A 14,942-nucleotide genomic window follows, 5' to 3' on the forward strand; every position below is an offset into this window, starting at 1 on the left:
CGCCCACCGCTGGGCGGTGGGCGGGACGGCCTGCTCACTGTCTGGCACTATTCCGGATCCGCGACCGCGACCAGCGCGGGGCGCAGCAGCCGCTCACCGAGCTGGTAGCCGCGTCGCATGACCTGTACGCAGGTCGGCTCGCTGACGTCGGCCGACGTCTGGTGCGCGACCGCCTCGTGCCGGGTCGGATCGAACGGGTCGCCCTGCTCGCCGAAGGCGTTCAGACCGAACTTGCCCAGCGCGGTGGTGAGCTGTTCCGCCACCGTGCCGAACGGCCCGACCAGGTCGCCGTGTTCCCGGGCCCGGTCCAGGTCGTCCAGGATCGGCAGCAGCGCGGCCAGCACCGAGCCGGTCGCCTGCTCCTGCACGAGGCTGCGGTCCCGGTCGACCCGCTTGCGGTAGTTGGCGTACTCCGCCGACACCCGCTGGAGATCCCTGGTCCGCTCGTCCAGCTCGGCCCGTAGTGCCTCCAGCTCGGCGCCGAGCGAGGTGCCCGCGCGGCCACCGTCCACCGGCTGCGCCGGGGCGTCCACCACCGCCGGACCGGACGGCTCCGGCCCGTCGGTGGAGTTGACCTCGACCTCGATCTCATCGACCACGACCTCGGCGTCCTCGACCAGACCCTCGGCCGGCACACCGGTCTCCGCGTCCGCGGCGGTCCCCTCCGGCTCGGCGGTGTCGACGAGCTTACGGTTGTTACGGATGACGACCCGCTCCCCGTCGCCGGTCGGCTCCGTGGTCGCGGAGCCACCCGGCGTCGACCCGGTGTCGCCCGGGTCGGCGGCTCGTGGCTTCTGCGTCATGCGGCTACCTCATCCCCTTCGCGGTGGAAACGTGTCGGAGGCCGACGGTCACTTCTTGCCGTCCTCGTCCACGATTTCCGCGTCGACCACGTCGTCGGCACCGCCGGCCTGCGGGCCGGTCGCACCCGTCGCGCCGGTCGCGCCCGGGCCAGGCTCGCCACCCGGCTGCTGACCCTGCTCGGCCTGAGACGAGTAGAGCAGCGAACCGGCTTGCTGGGAGACCTGAGCCAGCTTCTCGTGCGCCGACTTGATCTTCTCGATGTCCTGACCGCCGAGGGCGCCACGCAGCTCGCCGAGCGCCTCGTTGAGCTGCTCGCGGTTCTCAGCGGGCAGCTTGTCGCCGCTCTCGGCGAGGAACTTCTCGGTCTGCCACTGGAGCGCCTCGGCCACGTTGCGGGTCTCGGCGTCGTCGCGGCGACGCTTGTCCTCCTCCGCGTGCTCCTCGGCGTCCCGGCGCATCCGCTCGATGTCGTCCTTCGGCAGCGAGGAGCCGCCGGTGATCGTCATCTTCTGTTCCTTGCCGGTGCCCAGGTCCTTGGCGTGCACGTTGACGATGCCGTTGGCGTCGATGTCGAACGCGACCTCGATCTGCGGCACGCCGCGCGGCGCCGGCGGAAGGCCGGTCAGCTCGAAGGTGCCGAGCTTCTTGTTGTACGCCGCGATCTCCCGCTCACCCTGGAACACCTGGATCAGCACCGACGGCTGGTTGTCGTCGGCCGTGGTGAAGACCTCGGAACGCTTGGTCGGGATGGTGGTGTTGCGCTCGATCAGCTTGGTGAAGATGCCGCCCTTGGTCTCGATGCCCAGGCTCAGCGGGGTCACGTCGAGCAGCAGGACGTCCTTGACCTCACCCTTGAGCACGCCGGCCTGGAGGGCGGCGCCGACGGCGACCACCTCGTCCGGGTTGACGCCCTTGTTGGGGTCACGGCCGGTGAGCTGCTTGACCAGGTCGGTCACGGCGGGCATCCGGGTCGAACCACCGACCAGGATGACGTGCTCGACGTCGGAGATCTTGATCCCGGCGTCCTTCACGGCCTGCTCGAACGGGCCCTTGCAGCGGTCCAGCAGGTCCTGCGTCATCCGCTGGAACTCGGCACGGCTCAGCGTCACGTCGAGGTGCAGCGGGCCGGCCGCGCCGGCGGTGATGTACGGCAGGTTGATGTTGGTGGTGGTGGCGGCGGACAGCTCGATCTTGGCCTTCTCGGCCGCCTCGCGGAGCCGCTGGAGGGCCATCTTGTCCTGCGAGAGGTCGATGCCGTGCTCACCACGGAACGTCTTGACCAGGTGGTCGATGATCCGCTGGTCCCAGTCGTCGCCACCGAGCTGGTTGTCACCGCTCGTCGACTTGACCTCGACGACGCCCTCGGCCAGCTCCAGCAGCGACACGTCGAAGGTGCCGCCTCCGAGGTCGAAGACCAGGACGGTCTGCTCCTTGGAGCCCTTGTCCAGCCCGTATGCCAGGGCGGCGGCCGTCGGCTCGTTGACGATCCGCAGCACGTTGAAGCCGGCGATCTCACCGGCCTCCTTCGTCGCCTGGCGCTGGCTGTCGTTGAAGTAGGCCGGAACGGTGATCACCGCGTCGGTGATCTGCTCGCCCAGGTACGCCTCGGCGTCCCGCTTGAGCTTCATCAGCGTCCGGGCCGAGATCTCCTGCGGGGTGTACTTCTTGCCGTCGATGTCGACGGACCAGTTCGTGCCGACCTCGCGCTTGACCGACCGGATCGTCCGGTCCGGGTTGGTCACCGCTTGGCGCTTGGCGACCTCACCGACGAGCACCTCGCCGTTACGGGCGAACGCGACGATCGAAGGAGTCGTCCGCGAACCCTCAGCGTTGGCGATGACGGTGGGCTCACCGCCCTCGAGAACGCTGACGCAGGAGTTCGTCGTGCCGAGGTCGATACCGACCGCACGTGCCATCTTCGCTTCCTCGCTTCGTAAGGTTGTGCAGGTGACGGGCATCGCCCGTGGGCTGCTGGCGAGCACCGCCCGCAGCGGGCCCCACCACAAGTTGAGTGAACTTGACTCAATAGTGCCACGCGTTGGCCAATCGTCAAGGTGACTTGAGTCAACCCGACGCAACCCAGCCGTTATTACCGTCCGGTTGTCTTCCCTTGCATCGGTCGGGCACGCTTTAGCGGTGACGACGCACGGCGATCCCGCCACCCTTTCCGGTGCGCCCGCCGTCGCAGCCCGCACCGACCCGCCGGCCGCCGCGGAGGAGCCCCCCGCCACCACCGGGGACGACAGCCTCCCCGGCGCACTGTCGGGCCTCCGGGAGGCGATCGGCGCGACCCGCTATCCCCTCGCGCTGCCCACCGCCGGCCCCGCCCGGCACACCGCCACCGCACTCACCGACCAACTCGACGACTACCTGCTGCCCCGGCTCGCCCGGCTGGACGCCCCACTGCTCGTGGTGGTCGGCGGCTCCACCGGCGCGGGTAAGTCGACCCTGGTCAACAGCCTGGTCAAGGCCCGGGTCAGCGCCGCCGGCGTGCTCCGGCCGACCACCCGCTCCCCGGTGCTGGTCTGCAACCCGTCCGACGCGGCCTGGTTTCGGCAGGGAGAGCTCCTGCCCGGTCTGACCCGCACCACCGAGCCGAGCGACGATCCGCGCGCCCTGCACCTCGTCACCGCCCCGGCCCTGCCCGCCGGGCTGGCCTTCCTCGACGCGCCCGACATCGACTCGGTCGTCGACGCCAACCGGGCACTCGCCACCCAACTGCTGGCCGCCGCCGACCTGTGGCTCTTCGTCACCACCGCCGCCCGGTACGCGGATGCGGTGCCCTGGGAGCTGCTGCGCAGCGCCCGGGCGCGCGGCGCCGTGATCGCCATGGTGCTGGACCGGGTGCCCGCCGAGGCCACCGACGAGATCGCCGCGCACCTGACCGAGATGCTCGCCGAGCAGGATCTCGGCCGGGCGCCGCTGTTCGTGCTGCCCGAAACCTGGGTCGACGGTCAGGGGCTACTCCCCGAGGGGGTCACCGCCCCCCTTGCCGACTGGTTCGCCCGGTTGGCCGCCGACGTGGACGCGCGGGCGGCGGTGGTCCGCCAGACCCTCGACGGGGCGCTGGCCGCACTCCACCCCGCCGTGGAGGATCTGGCCGACGCCGCCGACGAGCAGCTCGCCGCCGCCGACGGGCTGGACGAACGGGTCCGGGCCGCGTACCGGGGTGCCGAGCGCACTGTCGAGCAAGGGCTCCAGGACGGCCGGCTGCTCCGGGGTGAGGTGCTCGCCCGCTGGCAGGAGTTCGTCGGCACCGGCGAGCTGTTCCGCACGCTGGAGGCACGGATCGGCCGCCTCCGGGACCGGGTCGTGGCCGCCGTCACCGGTCGGCCGGCGCCCGCCGTCGAGCTGCGCAACGCCATCGAGTCCCAACTGGTGACGCTGCTGCGCGGGGTGGCCTCGGAGGCCGCCGAGTCCGCGTACACCGGGTGGAAGGCACACCCGGCCGGCGCCGGGCTGCTCGACCCGGCGCTCGCCCACCCGAGCGACGACCTACCCGAACGCGCCGAGCGCATGGTCCGGGACTGGCAGCGCGGAGTGCTGGAACTGGTCCGGGTCGAGGGCGGTGACAAGCGGTTCGTGGCCCGCACCGCCGCGTACGCGGTGAATGCCACCGGGCTGGCCGTGATGATCGCCGTCTTCGCCTCCACCGCGTTCATCCCGACCGGGCTGGAACTGGCCACCGGTGCCGGCACCACTGTCGCCGCGCAGGCCGTCCTCCAGGCGATCTTCGGCGACCAGGCGGTGCGTACCCTCGCCGCAAAGGCCCGCACCGACCTGCTGGGCCGGGTGCGGACGCTGCTCGACGAGGAGGCCGACCGTTTCCTGAGCCGCACCGCCGACGCCCGCCCCGCCGCGGACGCCGGCGACGGGCTGCGGAGGGCCGCCGGCCGGGTCGAGCTGGCCCGGCACCGCAGCGGCCTGTCCGCCGCCGACGAGGAGGGCTCCCGGTGAGCAACATCGCCGGCCGGGTACGCGAGGTGTTCCGCGGGGACCAGCGGGTCGACGCCGACGCGCTGATCGCCCGCCTGGACGCGGTACGCCGGTTCCTGACCGCCGTGGACGGTCTGCTGCCGGACGCCGACCTGGTGCCCGCGCACACCCTTGTCGAGCGGGCCGGCACCCGGCTCGCGCTGTCCCGGGACCACACTGTGGTCGCCCTGGCCGGTGCCACGGGCAGCGGCAAGTCCAGCCTCTTCAACGCGTTGGCCCAACTGGAACTCTCGCCGGTCGGGGTGCGCCGGCCGACCACCGGCGTCACCCACGCCTGCGTGTGGGGGCCGCTGGAGGGCGCCAACCATCTGCTCGACTGGATCGGCGTACTGCCCCGACACCGCTTCGTCCGGGAGAGCGCCCTGGACGCGGACGACGAGACGGCCCTGCACGGGCTGATCCTGCTCGACCTGCCCGACTTCGATTCGGTGCAGCGATCGCACCGGCTCGAGGTGGACCGACTCCTCGGCCTTGTCGACCAGGTGGTCTGGGTCGTCGACCCACAGAAGTACGCCGACCGGGTCATCCACGACAGCTACCTGCGCGAGTTCCACCGGCACCGGGACGTCACCCTGGTCGTGCTCAACCAGGCCGACCGGCTGCCCCCGGCCGAGGTGCCCCGGGTCCTGGACGACCTGCGTCGACTGCTCGACACGGACGGGCTGACCGGGGTGCCCCTGCTTGCCACCACCGCCATCGATCCGGCCGGAATGGTCGGACTGCGCAACGCGCTGGAGCGCACGGTCGCCGAGCGGCAGGCCGCGTTGCGCCGGCTCGCGGGTGACGTCGACACGGTCGTCGCCGGCCTGGACGAGCTGGTCGGTTCGGCCCGGCCGGCGGGCGGGCCGGACGACACCTCCGTCAACGGGCTGAACCGTGCTCTGGCCGGGGCCGCCGGGGTGCCGGCGGTGACCGAGGCCGTGGAGCGGGCGTACCGGCACCGGGCCGGCGCGGCCACCGGCTGGCCCGTGGTCCGGGGCTGGCGGCGGTTGCGGCCCGACCCGCTGCGTCGGCTGCACCTGCCGGGCCCGAGCGGTGACCAGGCCGACCCGGCGGAGAGCCTGGTGGCGGCCACCTCGGTACCGGACCCGACGGCCGCCCAGCGCTCGGCGCTCGGTCTCGCCATCCGCGCGGTGGCCGACCGGGCCGCCGCCGACCTGCCAGCGGCCTGGCCCGGCGCGGTGACCACCGCCGCCCGGTCCCGCCTCGGCGACCTGCCGGACGCACTGGATCGCACGATCGCCGGCACCGACCTCGGCCTCGACCGTCGCCCGCTGTGGTGGCGGCTCGTCGGCGGTGTGCAGTGGTTGGTCACCCTCGCCGCCGTGGTCGGGCTGGGCTGGTTGGTGCTCGGCTACGCGCTGCGGGCACTCGGCCTGCCCGCGCTGGACAACCCGATGATCGGCCAGGTGCCGCTGCCGACCGTCCTGCTGCTCGGCGGCCTGCTGGCCGGGCTGCTGGTGGCGGCGCTGACCCGGCCGGTGGTGCGCCTGGCCGCCCGGCGCGCCCGGGCCCGCGCCGACCAGCGGCTGACGGCGCGGGTCGCCCAGGTGGGCGACGAGTACGTACTGACACCGGTACGGACCGTGCTCGGCTCGTACGCCCAGGCACGCGACGCGCTGCGGGACGCCGGACGCCGCTGACGCTCCGCACGGCTCGCTACCGCTCTGCGTACGCCCCGGGCGGCGTAGGGTCGGAGCATGGCCACGCCTCAGACCCCCTACGACGCGGTGCTGCACGCCGCACGCGACGTGACCAAGCTGGAGTCCGCCCTCGACGCCGAGATGCTCGGCAGCGCCCTGCTGGGCAGTGTCTACGCCATCGCGGAGACCGACCGCGACGCCGCCGTACGGGAGTTCGTCACCGGCTTTCTCGCCGCCACCGCCCGCCGCAGGGTCGCGGCGGCGACCACCATCCGGCAGGTCTTCGCCACCCTCGTTCCGACCGCCGAGGGCGCCGACCGGGTGCGCCCGGGCAGCCAGGCGCCCACCTGGACGGCCCAGCTCGGCCGGGTGCACCTCACCGGCACCTGGGCGTACGGCGACGTGTACGGCGACCAGACCTCCTACCTCGCGACCTTCGCCTACGACGACGAGTCCGGCGGCTCGGAGCACGCGCTGGTGGCCCTGGTGGACCACAACATCGGGATCACCAAGGACATCTTCGTGGGCGGTCCGGCCGAACGGATCCTGGACCAGGTCCGGCAGATGTGCGCCGACGACGAGCTGACCTGGTTCCGTACCGAAGATCCAGCCCGGTTCCGGGGCGAGGTGGCTCGCCATCTGGCGGTCACCGACGACCTGGGCGAGTTGCCCGGCGAAGGGTCGCTCGCCACCGACCGGGCGTTGGTCGGGGCCCGGTTGGCGATGCTGCCCACCGCGGCCGACCCGACCGGTCCGGCGGAGGTCGAGCCGCTCTCCGCAGCCGAGCGCACCGACCTGGTCCGGCGGTTCCTCGCCGCGCCGGAGGCCGCCCGCTTCGGGCTGGACGCCGTCGACGGCCCGGAGTTGGCCTCGCTGCACTTCTGCCTGAGCCTGCTGCTGGACCACTCGGCGAGCTTCCCGGACGCCGATCCGATGCGCTGGAGTCCGGCGGTGTCCGGGCTCTTCCTGCTGGACTGGGTGCACCGCCGGGCCGTGCTGGACATGGACGACGCGGCGATGCTCCCCCGGGTGCTGCGGGCCTGGGCGCGGTACGCGTCGCGCCAGCGCGGGCTGCCCGAGGCGGCGACGACACGCACCGACGAGGCGATCGAGGAGATGGTGCCGGAGTTCGCCCGCCTCTACTCGACCGGTGAGCGGCGCAGCGCGGCCACCGCCGCGGTGGCGCAGCTGATGGCCGACGGGGTGGACCCGGACGACCCGGCCGCGCTGGACGCGTGGATCGAGGCGAACCGCCACCGCCTCGCCGACGACGGCGCCTGACGGCGTCTGAGGGTGGGCGGCTACGCGCCGCCCGCCCTCGGCCCGGCCGGCATCGCCCTCCGGGGCCCGGCCAGCGCAGCCCGCCGTGGGTCGAGCCAGCGCAGCGGGTCCGGGGCCCGGGCTGCGCCGCAGGTTTCGGGTCGGGCTAGCGCATCGAACCGAAGATCACCGCGGCGATCAGGGCGCCGAGCGCACCTCCGGCCAGCACCTGTGCCAGGGTGTGGTCTTTCAGCCGTACCCGGGACCAGCCGACCACCGCCAGCAGCGGTGCGGCGACGACCAGCCGGGTCCCGAAGGTGAGCATCAGGATGACCAGCGTGCCGGCGGCCACCGCCGAGTGGATCGACATCTTCCACCAGTGGCTGACCGATACGGCGACGACGAGGCCGACGAGGCCGGACACCGCCAGGGCCAGCACCGGGCGGGGCGCACCGAGCACGGCGAGCAGGGCGAGCCCTGCCGCGACCGAACCGAGGCCGACCAGCAGCGGGGCCCGGCGCTGCTCCCGGCGGCCGACGTGGTGGTCGGTGAGCCGGCCCCGGCGTACCCCGCCGACGATGTAGGCGAACGGAATGCCGGTGACGAAGAGAGTGGCGAGCAGACCCCAGACGAGGCCCTGACCGGGGCGGCTGGCGCTGCGCCAGCTCACCGTGATGATCAGCAGCGACACGAGTACCGCCGGGGCGGTCACCTCGGTGACCAGCCGGGCGATCCGCAGCCCCGGGCCGGGCCGGGTGGTGACCGGGCGGGGTTCCGCACCGCCGCCCACGCCACCCCCTCCGGTACGCGCCTACCGCCGAGCGCCGCCGTCGCCGGACGGGTCGCGCCTGATCGTCACCGTACCGTCGGCGAGACCGCAGGGTGTGTCGGTCCGGCCAGTGGCGCCGGGCTGACGCTGGGCGTCGGGGCGACGGCCGACGGCGACGGGATCACCGGGCCGGGTCGGCGGGTCGGTACCGCGGGCGGCGTGGGTGTGGGGGCCGGGACGGACCGGGTGCTGGTCGGCACGGCGGTCGCTGTCGCGCCGTCGGTCGGCGTGGGCGTCGGGTCCACCGTCAGGGTCGGGGTCGGATCAGGATCGGCCGAACTGGAAGGGTCCGCCGAGTCGGTCGGGTCCGGGTCCGCCGAGTCGGTGGGCTCCGGTTCGGTCGGTTCCGGGCCCGGCGAGTCGGTCGGGTCCGGCGGATCGGTCGGGTCCGGCGGATCGGTCGCATCCGGCGGGTCGGTCGGGTCCGGGTTGGTCGGCGGTGGCGGAGCGACGGGCGGGGGTACCGGCGGCGAGCTGCTGCGCGTGGGTCTCGGTGCCACCGGCGGGGCGGTCGTCCACCGGGTGGGCCCGGGATCGGCAGCGGCGGGCCCTCCCCGCGCGTGCGACGGCGCGGCCGGCAGCCAGCCGCTGGTCGGGCCGACGCTGGGTGTGCCGAGCGGGGGAAGCGCCGGTTGGCTGGTCATCGGCATGGGGATCACCACCGGCCCGACGGACGGGGTCGGCATGAACGGGATGCTGCTGTCCGGTAGGGCGCTGCTGCCCGGGGTGGCCGAGCCCGCGCTGATCGCGGCGAGGATGGGCATCGACGCCGTGCCGGCCAGCAGCGCGACGGTGAGCAGGTAACCGCGGGAGGCGCCACCGGCGCCGGGGGCCCGGTGGACACCGACCACCCGGCGATAGCCGCCAGCCGACCGGTGCCGACCGAGCGCTGGTGTGCCGGGACCGTCACCTGGCTCGTACACCGCACACCCCTAGTCGTCGGCCGTGGGAGGACATGAATGGACGCCGCCGTAGGGTAAAACCCGACAAATAGCCCGATAGGCGCGATCCTGCGGGAACCAGCCTGGCGCAGTCACCCTGAGTCAGCCAACCTCCACCGCGTGTCGACACGCAGTGCTGCCCGAACGGTGACGAATCGTGCCGCAACGCATCGAAAACGCCGGCCGGCATGATGGCGACAAACGGCGTCAAAGCATGGGCAGTCGGATTGCGGAGGCAGGCGTACTGTGGGCGCGCTCACCTGCTCTGCGAATATGGAGCACGACGGCAACGCAGCCGTGACCTCCGCGCACCCTCGCGGCAGGCGCGGTTGAGCGCCGGCGCTCCCGATCCGGGTTCGGCCAGACCCCGGATCACGCCGTGCGGCAACCCCCACCGGGGCTAGGCGCGGCCGCCAGGAACCGGCCCGGCAGCAGCCGGGCAGGCGCACGAGTTGCGCGGCCGGGTGACCCCCCGGTGCCGACGCAGACACGACAGGGAGACACCGATGGCAAAGGGCGACCCCGGGGGCACCACCCGCAGCAGGCGGGCTGCACCCCGCTCCAGGAAGGGCGCGGCCGGCGACCCCGCGCTGGTGCAGCTACTCACCCCCGAAGGCGAGCGGATCGACAGCGCCATCGGGCCGGACGGCACCGAGTACCGCGTCGACTTCACCGACGAGGAATACCGCGGTCTCTACCGCGACCTGGTGCTGGTCCGGAAGCTGGACGCCGAGGCGACCGCTCTCCAGCGTCAGGGCGAGCTGGGCCTGTGGGCAAGCCTGCTCGGCCAGGAAGCCGCCCAGGTCGGCTCCGGGCGGGCGCTGCGTACCCAGGACATGGCCTTCCCGACCTACCGGGAGCACGGCGTCCTCTACTGCCGGGGCATCGACCCGATCATGCCGCTCGGCCTGTTCCGCGGCGTCGACCAGGGCGGCTGGGACCCGAACGAGTTCAAGTTCAACATGTACACGATCGTCATCGGGGCGCAGACCCTGCACGCGACCGGCTACGCGATGGGCATCACCATCGACGGCAAGACCGGCACCGACGACGGCGAGGCGGCGATCGCCTACTTCGGTGACGGCGCCACCAGCCAGGGCGACGTGAACGAGGCATTCGTCTGGGCCAGCGTGTTCAACGCGCCGCTGGTCTTCTTCTGCCAGAACAACCAGTACGCGATCTCCGAGCCGCTGGAGCGGCAGACCCGCGTCCCCCTCTACCAGCGGGCCGCCGGCTTCGGCTTCCCCGGCGTACGGGTGGACGGCAACGACGTGCTCGCCACGTACGCGGTCACCCGCACCGCGCTGGACAACGCCCGCCTCGGGCAGGGCCCGAGCCTGATCGAGGCGTACACCTACCGGATGGGCGCGCACACCACCTCCGACGACCCGACCCGCTACCGGATCGCCAGCGAGGTCGAGGCGTGGCAGGCCAAGGACCCGATCGCCCGGGTCAAGGCCTTCCTGGAGAAGCAGCAGATCGCCGACGCGGGCTTCTTCGCCGAGGTCGACGAGCAGGCCCGCCGCGAGTCGGTGCACCTGCGTGAGCGGGTGCTCGAGATGCCGAACCCGGAACCGGTGACGATGTTCGACAACGTCTACCCCAACGGGTCTCCGCTGCTCGACGAGCAGCGCGCGAAGTTCAGCCGCTACATGGAGTCGTTCGAGGGGAGCGCCCACTGATGGCCACGGAGACGCTCACCATCGGAAAGGCCCTCAACACCGGTCTGCGCCGCGCCCTGGAGAACGACCCCAAGGTCATCATCATGGGCGAGGACGTCGGCAAGCTCGGCGGCGTCTTCCGGATCACCGACGGTCTGCAGAAGGACTTCGGCGACCAGCGGGTGATCGACACCCCGTTGGCCGAGTCCGGCATCATCGGCACCGCTGTCGGTCTGGCCATCCGCGGCTACCGGCCGGTCTGCGAGATCCAGTTCGACGGCTTCGTCTACCCCGCGTACGACCAGATCGTGTCGCAGGTGGCGAAGATGCACTACCGCTCGGGCGGCAAGCTCAGCATCCCCATGGTGATCCGGATCCCGTTCGGCGGCGGCATCGGCGCGGTCGAGCACCACTCCGAGTCGCCGGAGGCGTACTTCGCGCACACCGCCGGCCTGAAGGTGGTGACCTGCTCCAACCCGCAGGACGCGTACGTGATGATCCAGCAGGCAATCGCCTCGGACGACCCGATCGTCTTCCTGGAGCCCAAGCGGCGCTACTGGGAGAAGGGCCAGGTCGACCTGGACGCGCCGCTGTCCGACGCGTACCCCCTGCACTCGGCCCGGGTCGTGCGGCCCGGCACCGACGTCACCGTGCTGGCCTACGGTCCGATGGTGCGGACCTGCCTGGAGGCGGCGACCGCCGCCGCCGAGGACGGCCGGGAGCTGGAGGTCATCGACCTGCGCTCGCTCTCGCCGCTGGATCTGACCGCGGCGTACGAGTCGGTGAAGCGCACCGGCCGTGTGGTCGTGGTGCACGAGGCGCCGTCCAACATCGGCCTCGGCGCCGAGTTGGCCGCCCGGATCACCGAGGAGTGCTTCTACTCCCTGGAGTCGCCCGTGCTGCGGGTGACCGGCTTCGACACCCCCTACCCGGCCGCCCGGGTGGAGGAGGAGTACCTGCCCGACCTCGATCGTGTGCTCGACGCCGTCGACCGCACCTTCGGCTGGTGAGCGACATGTCCCGGATCAAGACGTTCAACCTGCCCGACCTGGGCGAGGGGCTGACCGAGGGCGAGATCCTGGCCTGGCTGGTCAAGGTCGGCGACACCATCGAGCTGAACCAGCCGATCGTCGAGGTGGAGACGGCGAAGGCGGCCGTGGAGATCCCGGCGAAGTGGGCCGGCCAGGTCCAGGCGATCCACCACCCGGAGGGCACCACGGTCGAGGTCGGTACGCCGATCATCGCGATCGACACCGACCCGGGTGCCGGGCCGCTGGAGGCGCTGTCGACCACTGCCACGCCCAGCGGTGACCTGCCCACCCCGTCGGCGGCCTCGCTGGCGGCGGTGGAGGTGGCACCGGCCGAGGGCATGATCGAACCCGGTCTGATCGGCGGTGCCGCCCCGGGTGGGCGGACGGCGGTGCTCGTCGGTTACGGGCCGCGTACCACCGCCGCGAAGCGCCGCCCCCGCAAGGGCGCCGCCCCTTCTGGGGTCGATCATGGAGTTGTGGTGGGTGACAAACCGACCCCGACTCCCACGATTCCGGCACCACAAGTCCATGATCGACGCGGCGGGGTGAGCGGGGGAGCCGTACTGGCCAAGCCGCCGGTGCGCAAGCTCGCCAAGGATCTCGGGGTCGACCTCGCCACGTTGACCGGGTCGGGGCCGCTCGGCTCGATCACCCGGGAGGACGTGCAGCAGGCGGCGAGCGGCGCGAGCGTCGTGGTTGCCGAGCCGATCGCGGCGACGGCAGCGCCCAGCTTCGGCGCGGACCGGGAGCAGCGCATCCCGGTCAAGGGCGTCCGCAAGCTGACCGCCGAGAACATGTCCCGCTCGGCGTTCACCGCCCCGCACGTGACGGAGTTCCTGACCGTCGACGTGACCCGGGCGATGAAGGCACTGGACCGGCTGCGCGGCCGGCGGGAGTGGCGCGACGTACGGGTCTCGCCGCTGCTGCTGGTGGCGAAGGCGGTGCTGCTGGCGGTGCAACGGCACCCGATGGTCAACTCGACCTGGGCGGGCGACGAGATCGTGGTCAAGGAGTACGTCAACCTCGGCATCGCGGCGGCCACCGAGCGCGGTCTGATCGTGCCGAACGTCAAGGACGCCGGCCGCCTCTCGCTGCGGGAGTTGGCGGACGCGCTGACCGACCTGGTGCAGACGGCGAAGTCCGGCCGCACCTCGCCCGCGGCCATGTCCGGCGGCACCCTGACCATCACCAACGTCGGCGTGTTCGGGGTGGACACCGGCACACCGATCCTGCCGCCGGGTGAGTCCGCGATCCTGGCCTTCGGCGCGGTGCGGGAGATGCCCTGGGTGCACAAGGGCAAGGTCAAGGTTCGCCAGGTCACCACGCTGGGGCTGAGCTTCGACCACCGGATCATCGACGGTGAGCTGGGCTCGAAGTTCCTGCGGGACGTCGGCGACTTCCTCACGGATCCGGAGGCGGCGCTGCTCGCCTGGACCTGATCGTTTCAGAACGCCAGCCACGGCCGGTGTGCCACGGGTTAACGCCCGGCACACCGGCCGTGTCCGTTGAACGAAGGAACCGTCGGCCAAGCGGCCTGTTGACCTTTGATTGTTAGGCAGGTGTCTCAGCTCACCTAATAATCGATGGAATTTCGCCGGCTCCTGCTGTTGAATAGAGGCATCAGGGGCTGACAACCGAATAGCTAGGGGGACCCACCAATGAGCAGCATGATCGAGCGAATCCGCAACCACCGCGACGCGACCCGCCGCGCCCGTGCCATCGAGCACGCGCTGCGCTCGGCGAACTCGCCGGCGGTTCGCGAGGAAATCCTCGTCATCGCCCAGCGTCACATGAGCTGACGCTCCACCACATTCCTCACCTCCTCCAGATCGATGGCCCACCCGGCTCACCGGGTGGGCCATCGGCGTTTCCCAACCACCACCACCGGGATTCCGCCCTGCCGCAGCGCCCGGTACGGTGGGCTTCGGTCGTCGCCCGCCGACCCGGCAGAGGCCGAGCCGACAGGAACTGCTCGACATCAACCGGCCACGGTGAGTGACGAGCAGTGCTCCTTGGACGGTTCGTGCCACCACCCGATACCGTGCGGGGAGCCGGCACAGCGGTACGCCGGTGACGCCGGCAGCCACGCCGAGGAGACCGATCGGCACCGGCGAGCCGACATGTGATGGAGGAGGCGCACCCATGACGTCCGAGGGCCCGCACCGACCCGGCCAGGAGCCGGACGAGGTGTCACCGGGCGCCGGCGGACCGGCGCCGTACGGCGACCGCCCGGCGCAGCCGGACAACGGCCAGAACGCCGCCGGCCCCGACCTGGGCTGGGCACCCCCGCCCCCGACGCGACCGAACCCGTCGGCGCCGGCCTGGGCGACCCAGCCCGAGCAGCCGCCGGCCCCCGCCTGGGGTGCCGCCGCCGCGCAGCCCAACGACCCGGCGCAGCCCGCCTGGGCCGCCGGTGGTGGCGCGAGCGAGCCGCCGCAGCAGCAGCCCGGCGCATGGTCCGGCAACGACGGCGCGCCGACCCCGGCGCAGCCCGAACCCTGGGCCGCGCAGCAGCAGGGCTGGACGCCCGCCGAGCAGAGCGCACCCGCACCGACCTGGACCCCGAACCCCCCCGCTGAGCAGCCGGACTGGGTGCAGGCCCAGCCAGCCGCGCGGGGCGCCGCGCAGGTTCCCCCGGCCACCGCCGCCTGGCCCGCCCAGGAGGACCCGGCCAGCGGCTGGGCACCGACGGGGCGGCAGGGGCTGCTGTGACGCAGGAGACAGCAGCGGTGTTTTCCGGGCGATTGTTCGGCTTTCGCAGGTCATCGCACGAAGAG

At 72.5% G+C, this 14,942-nt stretch carries 12 protein-coding genes; 8 read left to right on the forward strand and 4 right to left on the reverse strand.

Annotation, left to right across the window (positions count from 1 at the left end):
* Nucleotides 1-47: 47 nt before the first annotated feature.
* Both grpE and dnaK read right to left on the reverse strand, forming a co-directional pair.
* Nucleotides 48-803: a nucleotide exchange factor GrpE gene (gene grpE / locus ABZ749_RS13155; RefSeq protein WP_355004657.1), complete on the reverse strand. Its 756-nt coding sequence runs from the start codon at nt 801-803 to the stop codon at nt 48-50.
* A 48-nt stretch (nt 804-851) separates the two neighbouring features.
* Entirely contained in the window at nt 852-2,720 is a 1,869-nt protein-coding gene (dnaK, locus tag ABZ749_RS13160) for a molecular chaperone DnaK (protein WP_355004656.1), read from the reverse strand.
* A gap of 220 nt (nt 2,721-2,940) precedes the next feature.
* On the opposite strand from dnaK, the gene ABZ749_RS13165 reads away from it, so the two are divergent.
* From ABZ749_RS13165 to ABZ749_RS13175, 3 genes are read left to right on the forward strand one after another with little or no spacing between them, the layout of a single operon-like run.
* A complete protein-coding gene (locus ABZ749_RS13165; protein ID WP_357227085.1) occupies nt 2,941-4,761 on the forward strand; it encodes an ABC transporter in 1,821 nt (606 codons plus the stop codon).
* Nucleotides 4,758-6,443: a GTPase gene (locus tag ABZ749_RS13170; protein WP_357227088.1), complete on the forward strand. Its 1,686-nt coding sequence runs from the start codon at nt 4,758-4,760 to the stop codon at nt 6,441-6,443. Before ABZ749_RS13165 ends, ABZ749_RS13170 begins: the two co-directional genes overlap by 4 nt.
* A gap of 57 nt (nt 6,444-6,500) precedes the next feature.
* Nucleotides 6,501-7,724 (forward strand): hypothetical protein, encoded by a 1,224-nt coding sequence (locus tag ABZ749_RS13175; protein WP_357204877.1) that lies wholly within the window; start codon nt 6,501-6,503, stop codon nt 7,722-7,724.
* 145 nt (nt 7,725-7,869) lie between these two features.
* On the opposite strand, the gene ABZ749_RS13180 is transcribed toward ABZ749_RS13175, so the two are convergent.
* Nucleotides 7,870-8,493 carry a phosphatase PAP2 family protein gene (locus ABZ749_RS13180; protein ID WP_357227090.1) on the reverse strand — a complete coding sequence of 208 codons (624 nt, stop codon included), beginning with the start codon at nt 8,491-8,493 and terminating at the stop codon, nt 7,870-7,872.
* Between the two features lie 65 nt (nt 8,494-8,558).
* The gene (locus ABZ749_RS13185) at nt 8,559-9,455 is read right to left on the reverse strand and encodes a hypothetical protein (RefSeq protein WP_357227093.1); all 897 of its coding nucleotides are present in this window, start codon (nt 9,453-9,455) and stop codon (nt 8,559-8,561) included.
* A 524-nt stretch (nt 9,456-9,979) separates the two neighbouring features.
* Between ABZ749_RS13185 and pdhA the strand changes: the two genes are divergently transcribed.
* From pdhA to ABZ749_RS13210, 5 genes are all read left to right on the forward strand, one after another.
* On the forward strand, nt 9,980-11,155 hold the full coding sequence (gene pdhA, locus ABZ749_RS13190) for a pyruvate dehydrogenase (acetyl-transferring) E1 component subunit alpha (RefSeq protein WP_355004650.1): 1,176 nt from the start codon (nt 9,980-9,982) through the stop codon (nt 11,153-11,155).
* Nucleotides 11,155-12,144 carry an alpha-ketoacid dehydrogenase subunit beta gene (locus ABZ749_RS13195; protein WP_355004649.1) on the forward strand — a complete coding sequence of 330 codons (990 nt, stop codon included), beginning with the start codon at nt 11,155-11,157 and terminating at the stop codon, nt 12,142-12,144. Before pdhA ends, ABZ749_RS13195 begins: the two co-directional genes overlap by 1 nt.
* A 5-nt stretch (nt 12,145-12,149) precedes the next feature.
* On the forward strand, nt 12,150-13,604 hold the full coding sequence (locus ABZ749_RS13200; RefSeq protein ID WP_357227099.1) for a dihydrolipoamide acetyltransferase family protein: 1,455 nt from the start codon (nt 12,150-12,152) through the stop codon (nt 13,602-13,604).
* Nucleotides 13,605-13,823: 219 nt separating this feature from the next.
* On the forward strand, nt 13,824-13,964 hold the full coding sequence (locus ABZ749_RS13205) for a hypothetical protein (protein ID WP_355004647.1): 141 nt from the start codon (nt 13,824-13,826) through the stop codon (nt 13,962-13,964).
* Between the two features lie 343 nt (nt 13,965-14,307).
* The gene (locus ABZ749_RS13210; RefSeq protein ID WP_357227096.1) at nt 14,308-14,877 is read left to right on the forward strand and encodes a hypothetical protein; all 570 of its coding nucleotides are present in this window, start codon (nt 14,308-14,310) and stop codon (nt 14,875-14,877) included.
* Nucleotides 14,878-14,942 lie beyond the last annotated feature (65 nt).

The sequence above is a fragment of the Micromonospora sp. NPDC047753 genome, assembly GCF_040642735.1.
In the GTDB taxonomy this organism is placed as follows: domain Bacteria; phylum Actinomycetota; class Actinomycetes; order Mycobacteriales; family Micromonosporaceae; genus Micromonospora.

What these genes read in the sequence shown, in the direction of transcription:
- grpE (WP_355004657.1), bottom strand. Translation starts at nt 803, where the DNA reads ATGACGCAGAAGCCACGAGCCGCCGACCCGGGCGACACCGGGTCGACG.
- dnaK (WP_355004656.1), bottom strand. Translation starts at nt 2,720, where the DNA reads ATGGCACGTGCGGTCGGTATCGACCTCGGCACGACGAACTCCTGCGTC.
- ABZ749_RS13175 (WP_357204877.1), top strand. Translation starts at nt 6,501, where the DNA reads ATGGCCACGCCTCAGACCCCCTACGACGCGGTGCTGCACGCCGCACGC.
- pdhA (WP_355004650.1), top strand. Translation starts at nt 9,980, where the DNA reads ATGGCAAAGGGCGACCCCGGGGGCACCACCCGCAGCAGGCGGGCTGCA.
- ABZ749_RS13195 (WP_355004649.1), top strand. Translation starts at nt 11,155, where the DNA reads ATGGCCACGGAGACGCTCACCATCGGAAAGGCCCTCAACACCGGTCTG.
- ABZ749_RS13200 (WP_357227099.1), top strand. Translation starts at nt 12,150, where the DNA reads ATGTCCCGGATCAAGACGTTCAACCTGCCCGACCTGGGCGAGGGGCTG.
- ABZ749_RS13205 (WP_355004647.1), top strand. Translation starts at nt 13,824, where the DNA reads ATGAGCAGCATGATCGAGCGAATCCGCAACCACCGCGACGCGACCCGC.
- ABZ749_RS13210 (WP_357227096.1), top strand. Translation starts at nt 14,308, where the DNA reads ATGACGTCCGAGGGCCCGCACCGACCCGGCCAGGAGCCGGACGAGGTG.